At 37.3% G+C, this 13,127-nt stretch carries 12 protein-coding genes; 1 reads left to right on the forward strand and 11 read right to left on the reverse strand.

What is annotated here, in order from left to right; genetic code table 11:
- Positions 1–522: 522 nt before the first annotated feature.
- The 3 genes from ACTQ5J_RS03970 to ACTQ5J_RS03980 all read right to left on the reverse strand — a co-directional run bounded on the left by ACTQ5J_RS03970 (position 523) and on the right by ACTQ5J_RS03980 (position 2,736).
- On the reverse strand, positions 523–1,215 hold the full coding sequence (locus ACTQ5J_RS03970; RefSeq protein ID WP_441750708.1) for a hypothetical protein: 693 nt from the start codon (positions 1,213–1,215) through the stop codon (positions 523–525).
- A gap of 111 nt (positions 1,216–1,326) precedes the next feature.
- A complete protein-coding gene (locus ACTQ5J_RS03975) occupies positions 1,327–1,872 on the reverse strand; it encodes an ECF transporter S component (protein ID WP_441750709.1) in 546 nt (181 codons plus the stop codon).
- 15 nt (positions 1,873–1,887) lie between these two features.
- Positions 1,888–2,736, reverse strand: a complete 849-nt coding sequence (locus ACTQ5J_RS03980) for a PfkB family carbohydrate kinase (RefSeq protein WP_441750710.1) — start codon at positions 2,734–2,736, stop codon at positions 1,888–1,890.
- 152 nt (positions 2,737–2,888) lie between these two features.
- Here ACTQ5J_RS03980 and pdxR point away from each other — a divergent pair, with 152 nt between their 5' ends.
- Positions 2,889–4,310, forward strand: a complete 1,422-nt coding sequence (gene pdxR, locus ACTQ5J_RS03985) for a MocR-like pyridoxine biosynthesis transcription factor PdxR (RefSeq protein ID WP_441750711.1) — start codon at positions 2,889–2,891, stop codon at positions 4,308–4,310.
- Positions 4,311–4,389: 79 nt separating this feature from the next.
- Here the strand turns inward: pdxR and ACTQ5J_RS03990 are convergent, their stop codons facing one another.
- The 8 genes from ACTQ5J_RS03990 to ACTQ5J_RS04025 form a co-directional block, all read right to left on the reverse strand.
- Complete coding sequence (locus tag ACTQ5J_RS03990; protein ID WP_441750712.1) at positions 4,390–5,574, reverse strand: 3-phosphoglycerate dehydrogenase family protein; 1,185 nt, start codon at positions 5,572–5,574, stop codon at positions 4,390–4,392.
- Entirely contained in the window at positions 5,574–6,665 is a 1,092-nt protein-coding gene (gene serC, locus ACTQ5J_RS03995; RefSeq protein WP_441750713.1) for a 3-phosphoserine/phosphohydroxythreonine transaminase, read from the reverse strand. Before serC ends, ACTQ5J_RS03990 begins: the two co-directional genes overlap by 1 nt.
- A gap of 187 nt (positions 6,666–6,852) precedes the next feature.
- The gene (locus ACTQ5J_RS04000; RefSeq protein ID WP_441750714.1) at positions 6,853–7,560 is read right to left on the reverse strand and encodes an MgtC/SapB family protein; all 708 of its coding nucleotides are present in this window, start codon (positions 7,558–7,560) and stop codon (positions 6,853–6,855) included.
- Positions 7,561–7,920: 360 nt separating this feature from the next.
- Positions 7,921–9,030 carry an alanine dehydrogenase gene (ald, locus tag ACTQ5J_RS04005; RefSeq protein ID WP_441750715.1) on the reverse strand — a complete coding sequence of 370 codons (1,110 nt, stop codon included), beginning with the start codon at positions 9,028–9,030 and terminating at the stop codon, positions 7,921–7,923.
- A gap of 191 nt (positions 9,031–9,221) precedes the next feature.
- Positions 9,222–9,533 (reverse strand): thioredoxin, encoded by a 312-nt coding sequence (gene trxA, locus ACTQ5J_RS04010; protein ID WP_441750716.1) that lies wholly within the window; start codon positions 9,531–9,533, stop codon positions 9,222–9,224.
- A gap of 98 nt (positions 9,534–9,631) precedes the next feature.
- Positions 9,632–11,986: an endonuclease MutS2 gene (locus ACTQ5J_RS04015; RefSeq protein ID WP_441750793.1), complete on the reverse strand. Its 2,355-nt coding sequence runs from the start codon at positions 11,984–11,986 to the stop codon at positions 9,632–9,634.
- 142 nt (positions 11,987–12,128) lie between these two features.
- Positions 12,129–12,680 (reverse strand): CvpA family protein, encoded by a 552-nt coding sequence (locus tag ACTQ5J_RS04020; protein ID WP_441750717.1) that lies wholly within the window; start codon positions 12,678–12,680, stop codon positions 12,129–12,131.
- A 10-nt stretch (positions 12,681–12,690) separates the two neighbouring features.
- Positions 12,691–13,125: a cell division protein ZapA gene (locus ACTQ5J_RS04025; protein ID WP_441750718.1), complete on the reverse strand. Its 435-nt coding sequence runs from the start codon at positions 13,123–13,125 to the stop codon at positions 12,691–12,693.
- Positions 13,126–13,127: the final 2 nt, after the last annotated feature.

Genomic DNA, 13,127 nt, shown 5'->3' on the forward strand with positions numbered 1-13,127 from the left:
TAAATCGACCAGCCCTAAAAAACGCTATAAACGCTGTTAAAACAGCGTTTATAGCGTTTTTCGTGTAGTAATCGTGTAAAGTTATCTTCTTCAAAAAGATTTGTCAAAATTTATCCTAACATTATGTTAAATAAAAATAAAGTATTTATATCAGAGAACACCATGCAGCTCATAGTATTAGTGGATTAACTTTACTTGTGACAATCATCTGTTTATAGAATTATTTAACTCCAAAAGTGCCACTTACCAGGCAGATAATTAACGTATTTCTTGGACAAAGGTTTGAAGAATACGTTAATTTTTAATAGTTAATTGCCTAATTGATGATAATCTTTAGATTGTTGGAGCCAAGCTTTTCCCAGGTACTATCAAGTATTACCTTGAATGCTTTACCTAAGAAACTCTTAATTTCATATCCTATTATTAGTAAAATTTTGGCATGAGTTTTACATTTACTACACTTTCTACAGTAATCAACACAAAAACTGCCTCTACTTTACATAGCGGCAGCAAACTCTCTAATTATTCAAAATCCGTTGGCCAAACATAAGTTGGCCCTTTAAGTGTATCGAGACTTGTTGTGACTGGATAATCGTCATCATTTTCAGTGAAGATAAATTCATCCATTATGTGGCCAATATTCGGTGCATAATAAAATCTTTGTTCGCCACCTTCAGGATGATTAACTGGCTCAACCACAATCACATTGTAATAGGTTGCCCCTTCTAATTCGAAAGTTGCCAATAAATCCACGACACGATAAGTTTCCTCTTTACGATAACCACGCTTAAACTCCGTGCCTACAGATAAGGTCGCTGGGAAAACTAGTGATTTTTGTGAATCAGTCGCATCCGCATGATTACGTAAATCCGTGTCTTCATAATTTTCTGGGTAATATGCTAACTCATAGACGCCCTCTTTTGATAATTGATAGACGAAGACGATACTTGTTCCCGCGGTACTCACACTGAACTGATAAATACCTTGATCATTTGGTGGATACTGTAAATTTACTACCTGGCTGGCATACTCGTTACCGTCCCCAAGATAGTCATAAACTTGATAAAACACGTTTGGTGCATAACTTAACCCTTTGACTTCAGTTTGAGCATTCGCATCACGCCCACCTGCTAAAAACGTCATTAGAAGTAGGCATAAAACCAACACATAACGATCTCTCTCTTTATAAATTTCTCCTGCTTGCTTGTTTCTCATATCGTACGCCTCCTCAAAAATTTACTGCCTTTTCATATCATAATATAAGTATACTCTATCTTTGACTTTTCTGCAGATTTTGCGCATTATTGAGGCTAGAAACACACACATTTATTGGTTGATTGGGTGAAATCTTTCAAACACTTTTTTCATTGGATAATAAAGCATTGGCACTAAAACTGCCGTCACCACACCTGTAATAAAAGAAGCTGGCATCTTTGATAAAGCTAAAGTTAAAGCCGTTGCTAGTGTACTACCTAACATTAATTGTGTCAGCGTATGTTTGATAAAAATCGCCACAATTTTTGTCACAGCCCCTAAAATCCCCAGACTAACAATCGACAGAAAATAATCTTCTCGCTTAAAGGCCACACGATAAATCCCTTCTATTACTAGTAAAACTAAAAAGTTTTCTAATAAAGTAAACGGCACCGATGTGATATAACCGGCCGTTGCATCAAAGATAAACAATCCAAGCATCGCTGCCATCACACCTCTTCGAAAGCCCATCAGTAATACGGCCAGAATTACCAAAGCATTCCCCGGATGTACAAAGGCCGTCGGCATCGGAATTCGGACAAAATATATCGCCACAACAATTAAGGCTGCATACATACTCACTTCTATCATTTGAAACACATCTGATTGTTTTTTCATAAAGAATCCTCTTTTCTATCGAATGGCTTGAATCACTTGCATTAACTCAACTAACATTGGTTCAAATCTTAAACCAGCTTCCTTTGGACGATTAGCTTTTAAAGTACTTTCAATCGCCGATTCCATCAAGCGGCCCGTCATTTCCAAAGCTTCTACAATCGGCACCCCCGCCACATATAATACCGTCAATAAACTAATCGCCAGGTCCCCAGTGCCATAAAGTAACTGATCGTAACGTTTATGAACAATTAATTCCGCAACCACATCAGGTCTAATTAAGAGAAAACCAATCGATTCCAACTGAACCGCACTCGGTGACACGCCTGAAATAATTACATGTTTAGCACCAGTTTCCAATAACTTATGACCAATTATTTCTAATTCAGCAATTGAAAAATCAGGACGGTAAGGCGTATTAGTTAATAAGCAGGCCTCCGTAATATTTGGCATAATCACGTCAGCATATTGAATTAATTCAAGCATCGTATCAGAAATACTTTGGTCAAAGCCTTTATAATACTTACCTAAATCCCCCATTGTTGGATCAATGATCAATTTAATGGCCTGTGTTTGTTGCTCAACATAAGCTTTAATGGCTAAAACTTGTTGACTGTTACCGAAGTAGCCAGTTAATATGGTTGAAAATTTAACTTCAAGTTCTTGCCAATGCTCTAACATTGCTTGAAAATCATCAGCCAAACAATGTCGAATCACCTGTCCTTTGCCACTAGCAAAAGTCGACAGTAAAAGCGTTGGCAAAATTGAAACTTCCAACTGCCCTGCTGACAATACTGGTATATTGATGTTGCCGGCTACTTTCCCCACACCAGGCAAGTCATTGACGACAAGTATGTTATCTTCCAAAAAGCCACTCCCGTTCTCTCATCTTATCTTAACTCTCTTCACTTTTGTTTCCATATACTTATTCTAAATAAGAACTGGTTCCATTGAAAGGTCCAGTTTTTTACATTATGATGGTATCAGATTTAAACTCTAAGACTAGAAAGGAGCTTACTATGCAATTAAAATTAGACAGCTCTATAGATCAACCACTTTATTTTCAAATCTATACACAATTGAAGCAGTTGATCCAAACTGGAGAACTCGCTGCTGGTATGAAACTGGTCAGTAAGCGACAATTAGCCTTGATCAATGGCATCAGCCAGAATACGGTAATGAATGCCTACAACCAACTGCTAACTGAAGGTTATATTTATTCCATCGAACGTTCTGGCTATTTCGTTGCCGATGTCGAACTATTATTTAAGTCACGTGAGACAGCAGTTACGTCTAATCATAATGACGCAAAACAACTAACTACCGCTCCAGCCAAAATAGATTACCTATATAATTTTACCGATTCAATTCCCGATCAACAGCTCTTTCCTTTCAAAGCCATAAAAAAAATCTATCAAAAATTGCTCGATTCGGAAAATTCTACTTATCTACATGCCACTGAGCACCAAGGCTTATATGAACTCCGCTCGACCTTGCAACAATATTTGAGTCAATCTCGCGGTGTGCCTTGTCAGGCTGATCAGATAATCCTGGGACCTAGTTCCCAATACTTAATTCAATTGTTGCTTCAGCTATTACCAGAAGTCTCAAACATTGGCATGGAGTCTCCTGGCTATCTCGGTGCAAATCAATTACTTTCTCACTTAAAGATTGAGATTCAGCCGATTCCCTTGGATGAAAGTGGTGCCAAACCTGAGGCTTTAGAAGATGCTAGGTTGCAATTACTCTACAGCACGCCCAATCATCAATTCCCGACTGGCAGTATTATGCCACTTGAAAGACGTCAGTCTTTGCTAGAATGGGCCAATAGTTCAAGCGAACGATTTATTATTGAAGATGATTATGATAGTGAGTTCAAATATTCTGGTCGACCGATTCCGCCTTTAAAACAACTCGATACGCAGGATAAAGTCATTTATATGGGTAGTTTTTCCCGCTCAATTTCACCTGGTATTCGCATAAGTTTTATGGTGTTACCTCATTATCTATTAGATAAATATCGCATCGGCTTCAATCAACTGACTAGCAGTCTGAACACGTTGAATCAGTGGCTGGTTTATGATTTCATGGCCAGTGGACAATTTGAACGTCATTTGAACCATTCACGCAGTTTCTATAAAAAGAAACGCGATGCCTTGATTAAAAGTATTCGACAACTGGACCCTAACGCCCATATTCTGGGGGCAGATGCAGGTCTCTATATCCTATTGAGTCCTTCACTTGATTATCAGCCCGAGCAATTTAAACAATTAGCCCAAGCGAACAGTATTAAAATCAGAACTCTTTCTGACTACTCTTTCGGTAAAATCCCCCAAGATAAGCAGACGCTTTTCTTAAGCTTCTCATCGATTCCCGAGGAAGACGTTGATCAAGCCATTCGCTTACTTTATGACTTATTAGACCAGAGCCGCTTGAGCTGATTTTCTAGTAGAAAGCTTCAACAATAAAATAAGCAGCAGCAACCCTACTGGTCCCTGCCGCTTATTTTATTCACTATTTTTAATAAGTTGTCGTTGGTTGTGGGATTACACGAACGCGGACGACTTCTTCTAAATCATGTAGCGATTGTGCTACTTTATTTATTTTTTCAAGATTAATTTCGTTAACGTCAACTAAAGTATAGGCATAATCGCCACGTCCACGATTAATCATGTTGTCAATATTAATACCACCTGTCGCAATTTTTGTTGAAACCTGCCCCAGAACATTTGGCACATTTCGGTTAACCACTGTGATTCGATAAGGCGAGTTGAAGCCCATTTCAACAGTTGGAAAATTAACAGAATTCTTAATGATCCCAGTTTCTAAGTAGCGTTTTAAGTTACGAGCGGCCATTTTGGCACAATTAATTTCTGCCTCTTCAGTTGAAGCGCCTAGATGTGGAAGCACCGTAATATTCGGAATCTGTAGTAATTTCTCTTCGGCAAAATCTGTCGTGTAGCCTGCGATACGATTTTCCTTGATAGCTGCTAAGACCGCATCAGAATTGACAATTTCACCGCGAGCAAAGTTGAATAATTTTGCCGAAGCTTTCATCATAGATAATTCGTGCGCACCCACAAAGTCACAAGTTTCTTCTGTTAATGGCACGTGAATACTGATAAAATCACAATTTTTAAAAATTTCATCGCTATCCAACACTCGTTGAACACGGCGTGAGATGCTCCAAGCGGTATCAACTGAAACATAAGGATCATACCCCATTACTTCCATTCCTAAACGATAGGCATCATTTGCGACCATCGCTCCAACAGAGCCTAGACCAATAACACCGAGTTTTTTCCCTACCAATTCATTCCCAGCAAATTGCTTTTTATTCGCTTCTACTTGTTTTTCAATATCTGAACCCGTCAACTCTTGAACCCAAGCAGCTCCTTGAATCACAGGACGCACACTCGTTAATAGACTCGCTAAGACTAATTCTTTAACCGCATTTGCGTTACCCCCCGGTGTATTAAAGACTACCACACCATTTTCTGTACAATGCTTGACTGGGATATTATTTGTCCCAGCACCGGCTCTAGCAATCGCTAAAAGTGATTCAGGCAACTCATAATTGTGTAAGTCTTGACTTCTTAGAATGATGCCGTCTGGTTGTTCTGATTCATTAATGGCATATTTATCTTTGCTAAAACGTGACATTCCTTCGGCAGCAATTGCATTAAATGTTTTAATTTGATACATTATTTCGCTCCATTTCCATATTCGAGTTCAAAGTTATTCATAAATTCAACAAGTGCCTGTATCCCTTCAAGAGGAAAGGCATTATAGATACTTGCTCTCATACCGCCAACTGAACGGTGACCTTTCAGGTTTTCAAAGCCAACTGCTTCTGCTTTGGCTATGAACTGCTTATCCAATACCGCATCACCTGTAATAAATGGAATATTAGTAAGCGAACGGTCTTCTTTCGATACTGGACTTTTAAACAGTGTAGAGCTATCGATTGTATCATATAATAACTTAGCTTTAACTTGAGCTAGACGATACGATTCTCTTTGTCCTCCCATATCTTTTAACCACTCAAATACCAATTTAGCAATGTAAATGCTATAGGTTGCTGGAGTATTGTATAAAGAATCATTATCTGCTTGCACACGGTAGTCTAACATCGGTGCAAAAACAGGCTTATTATTTAATAAATCTTCACGAATGATCACTAAAGTTAAACCAGCAGCTCCTATGTTCTTTTGAGCACCTGCATAAATGACGCCAAAGTCTTCAACCCGGTAATCATTGGCTAAAATATTTGATGACATATCCGCAACAATCGGAACCTCTCCTGCATCTGGTAAATTTTGATAGGTAATTCCACCAATCGTTTCGTTGGTGGTAATGTGTAAATAAGCGGCTGTTTGATCAATCATATCTTTAGTGACTGTAGGGATGTATGTAAAGTTTTTATCTTCACTTGAAGCAATGACTTCTACTTCTACACCTGGAACTTGTTTAGCTGCTGAAATCGCCTTTTTGGCCCATGCGCCTGTATTTACAAAAAGTGCTTTTTTTCCAATTGCTAAATTTAAAGGTAACATGCTAAATTGTAGACTAGCGCCACCTTGCAAAAATAACACTTTATAATTATCTGGAATTCCCATTAAGTTACGTAATAAAGCCTCGGCTTCTTTTATAATGTCGTCATAAAGGGAGGACCGATGACTCAACTCCATTACAGACATTTCGCTACCGCGGTAGTCTAGAAATTCGTTTTGAGCTTGCTTGAGTACTTTTTTAGGTAAAACGGCTGGTCCAGCCGAAAAATTATACACTGTCATTCGATTTGCTCCCTTATTGTTTTTATTGTTAAACACCCAATTAAATTAGAATTAGATTAACAAACTCTATTATACATAAGTTTTTGAGAAATGAAAGCTAATCTTTTCACAATCTGATATAATTTTGTCTTAAGACTTTCATACATAAGCCAATAGACTTGTTCGTTAGAACAAGTCATCGTCTGTTTTATTGTCTTATTTTTTTAACAAAGAGAATGCCTTCACGTTTTTCTAAGTATTCCATAAAATAGTCCATTTGATCATTATGGTTTAATTGGAAAGTTATTTCATAAATATGATGTGGGGCATCGAAATCACTATGTTCTGATTCAATCTCTATAATTTTCCAAGCTTGCTTTGCTGTGTGCTTTAATAAATTATGAAAATCAGTAGCAGACTCAAAAATAATATAACAATCAATCGTCCGTGTTCGATCTTCTATCAATATTTTGACTTTTTCAAATAAAGTTAGAATAAATAAGACGGTGATTCCACCAAGAACTGCGCCTGTATAGAAGCCAATTCCGATTGCTAAGCCTAAACAAGCTGCTACCCATAAGCCTGCTGCAGTAGTTAACCCTCTTATTTGATTTCGATGAGTCACTAATATCGTTCCGGCACCTAAAAAACCAATCCCACTAACAACTTGTGCTCCCATTCGGGTCGGATCGCCACTACCAAAAGTATCATAAATATACTGATTCGTCATCATGACCATCGCTGATCCTAAGCAGACTAGCATATAGGTACGAAAGCCAGCAGATTTACTTTTGATACCTCTTTCTAAACCAATAATGCCTCCTACTACAAGTGATAACAAGATTCTGAGAAAAATTGTGTAAAAATGTAGTTCATGAAAATCAAACTGTCTAATATCTAAAAAATTAAAATTCATTCTGTTCCCTCTTTCATCCACGCAATTCATTACTAAGCGATAACCCCATATAGTTACTCTCTAATAGCTCTTATTACTTCTTTAAAGGTTTTATACTTTATTATAAGCTAAATCTCTTAAATTCGATATACAAACGCCTTCATTTCTAAGGTCTGATGTTACTATTATATAAATCAATTGTTTCTTCATCTATCTATTTATGCCCATAGTTATTCAGTCATTCTCAACGATTGCATCAATAAAAAAAACTCTCATCAGATTCAATCTGATAAGAGTTTAATATCTGCTTGTTTTAGTTAGTGTTTATTACGTGATACGTTTATTCAAAACTAGCTTATGCACAGTTTCAAAAATATGACGTTAAATTAAATCACTAATATCAGTATACTTACGCTCTTGTGATTGAGCGACTCCTTTTTGAGTCAACTTCCCTTTGTAAGTATTGATTCCTGTTAAAATAGTATGGTTGTTTAATGCGGCTGAACGTACGCCTTGCTTGGCAATAAGTTGCGCATAACGTAAAGTGACGTTGGTTAATCCATAAGTTGCTGTACGCGGAACAGCTCCAGGCACGTTTGCTACTGCATAGTGAACAACACCATGTTTAACATAAGTAGGATCAGCATGACTGGTTGCATGAGTGGTTGTTTCAAAGTTCCCACCTTGGTCAACTGCTATATCAACGATAACTGAACCTTCTGACATTTGTTTAACCATATCTTCCGTTACTAAAACGGGTGCTTTCATACCTGGTATTAATACAGAACCAATAACTAAATCTGCATCAACGACTGATTTCTCAATATTTTCAGCATTAGACATTAAAGTCTCTACTTGGTCGCCTAAAATATCTTCTAATTCAGCTAAACGAATTGGGTTTAAGTCTAAGATGGTGACTTGAGACCCCATACCTAATGCCATCTTCGCTGCATTAAACCCTACGGTTCCTCCACCAATAATAACGACTTTACCACTTGATACTCCTGGAATCCCGCCAAGTAATATGCCTTTACCACCGTTGGGTTGTTCTAATAGGTTTGCACCAATTTGAATTGCCATACGTCCTGCAACCTCACTCATAGGTGTTAGTAATGGTAAGGTTCCTTGGTATTCCATGGTTTCATAAGCAATAGCAGTGACACCATTTTCTAATAAAGCTTCAGTTAAACCATTCTCAGGTGCAAGGTGTAAGTAAGCAAATAGGATTAACCCTTCACGGAAAAATTGGTACTCTTCCTTTAAAGGTTCTTTAACTTTAATCACCATTTCTGCTGACCATACATCTGCAATATCTTCTTTAATTTCAGCACCGGCTTCTGCATATTCCTCATTAGTAAAGTTCGAGCCGATTCCGGCATCCTTTTCTACGAACACTTTATGTCCTTCTTCAACTAAAGTAGCAACATTACCTGGTGTTAAGCCTACTCTATTCTCACTAGCTTTTATTTCTCTAGGTACTCCGATTATCAAAATATAATCCTCCTTGATTAGTTGTGACTTTGTGGCTATCTATAAGTATAGCATGTTTTCCACTAAATTTAAAAATGATATGCCTTTTTAAAGCTTTTTTAAAATGAAAAAACTCCAAATAATCAACCTTTTACTGGAGTAAAAGCGATTTATTTGGAGTTAAAACTTCTATAAAACAATCATGAAAAAAATTAGATATGACGATTTAAAACTTCTTGCAGACGATTTTTATCGTGGAAACCAACTAATTTTTCTACAACTTCACCGTCTTTTTTAACTAGCAATGTTGGGATTGACATAATGCCAAATCCTTGTGCAGTTTTAGGCTCATCATCTACGTTCATTTTAAAAACTGACACTTGGCCTTCCATCTCTTCTGCTAACTCATCAACAATCGGTGATTGCATACGACATGGTCCACACCAAGGTGCCCAAAAGTCTACTAAAGTGACGCCTTCTGCTGTCTTTGTTTCGAAATCTGTATCAGTTAAAATATTTGCCATTCTACATAACCCTTTCTATTTCTAATATATTTTTATTTTATCATGGTTCATTAAAGCTTACCACCATTCAGCTCAAACAATCAAGTGATCATTTGAATCTATTTGAAGTATACCACAGTCGATCCATCTCCGCCAGCATTAGCTGCTGAATATTCGAATCGTGCGACTTGTGGGTGTTTTTTCAGTGTATCTTTCACACCCTCTCGTAATGCACCCGTTCCTTTACCATGGATGATCGTCACCATGGAGTGGTTTGATAGCAAGGCAGAATCTAAATACTGGCTTAAACGATGAATTGCTTGCTCATATCGTTCACCTCTTAAATCTAAGCTCGTTTGTACTTTAGGCCCCGCACTTCTTTGAACATGTACCTTTGTTTTATTCTCTACTTTGTTAAGCGGTGTTAAATCTTTACCTTCAATCTTCATTTTGAGAATCCCCATTTGAACAACGTACTCATCCTTGCCTGATTTTTCAACGATTGTTCCTCTTTGTCCATAAGATAAGACTTCAACATCATCGCCCGCCTTAAGCGTTTGTTGAAATTTAGCACGTTTTAGTACTTTATTTTTCTTTAAGTTTTCGGGAACTTTTAATTGATCGAAAGCATTTTTCTTATCGATTAAAACGTGTTCCTTAATGGTTTGACTCTGTCCTTGTTCAAGTTGAAGTTCACGAATCTCTTGAATTAATTTACTTGCTTCAGCTTGTGCTTCATTAATTTTTTCGTTAGCTTCACGTTTAGCTTTCTCAACAATGTCATTTTTCTGTTCTAACCAACGATTATATTCGGTTCTTAAATCTTGATGCAACTGTTCTGCCGCTTCCAGTTGTTCCATCGCTTCTAAATGGTTTAACTCAGCTTCTCGACGTTCTCTCTCCAAGTTTGCAACCATCTCATTCACAGATTGTGTATCTTGAGAAATACCTTGTCTTGCTTCAGTTAATATATCTGTACGCAAACCTAATCGTTGGGAGATATCTAGCGCATTACTTCTTCCTGGTATACCAATGAGTAAGCGATAAGTCGGCGATAAACTATTGCTGTCAAATTCCATACTGGCATTAATCGTATTTGGTGCATCATGGGCATATACTTTTAACTCTGGATAGTGAGTCGTCGCCATTACGGTTGAGCCAACTTTATTAATATAGTTTAAAATTGCCATTGCTAAGGCTGCCCCTTCTTGTGGGTCAGTCCCTGAACCTAATTCATCAAATAACAGTAATGATTCGTAGGTCATGTTTTCTAAAATTCTGACAGTATTAGTCATATGACTTGAGAATGTACTCAAACTTTGTTCAATCGACTGTTCATCGCCGATATCAGCAAACACTTGATCGAAAATACCTAACTGGCTACCTCGATCACATGGAATATGTAAACCTGATTGCCCCATTAACTGAATCAAACCTAAGGCTTTTAATAGAATGGTCTTACCACCTGTGTTAGGTCCGGTAATAATTAGAGCTTGATAGTTTTCTCCAAGGATAATGTCATTCGCCACGACTTCATTTGAGTCTAATAATGGATGGCGAGCTTGCCACATGGCGACATGGCGATCCTGCGAGAATATTGGTTTAGTGCTTTCAGTTTCTCTCGCATATTCAGCACGTGCTTGAATAAAGTCTAATTGAGCAATGACTAGTTGATTTTTCTCAATATCTTGGTAATGAGGCATTAATGTTTGCGAGATTTCTAACAGAATGCGTTCAATTTCTTTTCTTTCTTCAACTTGTAATTCTGCTAATTTATTATTTAACTGCAGCACAGTTTGAGGTTCAATAAATAAAGTTTGACCTGTACTACTTTGGTCGTGAATTGTTCCTCCGAATTGATGGCGATATTCTGCTTTTACTGGAAGGACATAACGACCATTTCTAACAGTAATTAAACTGTCTGATAATTGATTTGCCTTACTCTTTAATAATTGATTCAACTGATTACGTATTTGTTGCTCACTTTGTTGTTGACCGCGACGTATCCCAGATAATTTAGCTGAAGCGTTACTCAGTACAGAGCCTTCTTCAGAGACAGATTGATCAATCAATTTAACTAAATCGGGCAAACTAATTGCTTGCTCCACCCAACGATTTAATGCTGGGAAGTCTTTTTCTTCCTCAGATAATTGAGAGAAGAATTGGATTAATTGGTGAGTTGTTGATAATAGCTTCCCAATTTGTGCGATTTCTAACCCGTTTAAACCAGCTCCCAGTTCTAATCTTTTTAAAGCATTGCTTAAGTTTTGTAGACGAGGAATGGGTATTTGTTTCTTCTGAGTTAACAATGTGAGGGATTGCTCGGTTTCAGCTTGTAGTTGCTCTAAGGTCTTACGATTTGAGCTAGGTCTCATTTCTTTAATTAGATCTTTGGCTAATTCAGTTTGTGCATGAGCTTGAACTTTCTGCAAAACTTTGCCAAACTCTAATGTTTCAAAAATTTTCTCGTTCATCATTTAGAGATGACATCCCTTCTTATATATTAACCTGACTAATTCTAAGCCAAGGTTTTTAAAGTCATATTTTGACACACAGTTTATTATAACAAAAGAAACGTCACCATGCTCACAATGATGACGTTTCTTACCATAAATATTAACTTGTAGGGTTCACTTGCATCCACATCTCTTTGGCGAAATCTGCAAAGAACGGTGTTCGATCCACAATCCAAAAAGCAAGAGGATTATCAACAAACTGTTGTTGGATAAACTCAATGGGGATCAGTGATAGAATGTATAGTAAAATAAAAACGATGACATAAGTCACTAATGCATTAATTAGCCCACCACCAATATAATTAACATATTTCATCACGTCATAATATGTGACACGTGTGAAAAACATTGCCAAGAAATTCGTTATTAACCAACCCACAATACCAATCAATAGAAAGGTAATCGCATTATAAAAAGCTTGGTCAAGCATAAAACTTTCTGACTCCGTATAGATGGCTAAATGACTCCCCTGTTGGACAGCCGGAAATGGAATAAGCATCTCAACATATGTAGCAATCACATCATAATACTTCGTGGCTAAAATAAAGGTCACGATATAACCGATTAAACGAATCGCTTGCATAATTAAACCGCGACGATAACCGGTATAAAAACCTATTGCTAAAGCGATAACAATCAAAATAGTTAACATGGCAAACTCCTTACTTACGCTTAAACGGAAACTCTGTGCTCTCCGTTTTAGCTTCATGTGTTAAATTAGATTTTGCTTGTGATTCCAAGCTTTGATTTATATTTGTATGGTCCGCAATCATTCCTTTTGTTGAACGGCCATTAATTGTCGGTCTTTCATCAGCCTGTTTTGACTGAGTTTTCGGTGTAGGCTTCTCTTGAAGTTGTGCTAGTTGAGCTTCTAATGCTATAATCCTTTTTTCTTTAACCAGCTGATCTGATACAGCATTTACTGCCATTAGAACGCAACGGTCCGCATTTGATAACTCCGGCGCAAGCTCGGTTAATTGATCTATTTGTTGATTCACCAAGTCAACCACTGTATTCAAATGTGTTGCAGATAAAGACCCTAGGATTGTATAATCCTTGCCTGCTATCTTTGCTTTAAATCTTTTCTTTCCGTCCATTG

The sequence above is a fragment of the Fundicoccus sp. Sow4_F4 genome (assembly GCF_052116145.1).
Lineage (GTDB): Bacteria > Bacillota > Bacilli > Lactobacillales > Aerococcaceae > Fundicoccus.

Coding starts and splice junctions, on each gene's coding strand:
- ACTQ5J_RS03970 (WP_441750708.1), bottom strand. CDS start 1,215: ATGAGAAACAAGCAAGCAGGAGAAATTTATAAAGAGAGAGATCGTTAT.
- ACTQ5J_RS03975 (WP_441750709.1), bottom strand. CDS start 1,872: ATGAAAAAACAATCAGATGTGTTTCAAATGATAGAAGTGAGTATGTAT.
- pdxR (WP_441750711.1), top strand. CDS start 2,889: ATGCAATTAAAATTAGACAGCTCTATAGATCAACCACTTTATTTTCAA.
- ACTQ5J_RS03990 (WP_441750712.1), bottom strand. CDS start 5,574: ATGTATCAAATTAAAACATTTAATGCAATTGCTGCCGAAGGAATGTCA.
- serC (WP_441750713.1), bottom strand. CDS start 6,665: ATGACAGTGTATAATTTTTCGGCTGGACCAGCCGTTTTACCTAAAAAA.
- ACTQ5J_RS04000 (WP_441750714.1), bottom strand. CDS start 7,560: ATGAATTTTAATTTTTTAGATATTAGACAGTTTGATTTTCATGAACTA.
- trxA (WP_441750716.1), bottom strand. CDS start 9,533: ATGGCAAATATTTTAACTGATACAGATTTCGAAACAAAGACAGCAGAA.
- ACTQ5J_RS04015 (WP_441750793.1), bottom strand. CDS start 11,986: ATGAACGAGAAAATTTTTGAAACATTAGAGTTTGGCAAAGTTTTGCAG.
- ACTQ5J_RS04020 (WP_441750717.1), bottom strand. CDS start 12,680: ATGTTAACTATTTTGATTGTTATCGCTTTAGCAATAGGTTTTTATACC.
- ACTQ5J_RS04025 (WP_441750718.1), bottom strand. CDS start 13,125: ATGGACGGAAAGAAAAGATTTAAAGCAAAGATAGCAGGCAAGGATTAT.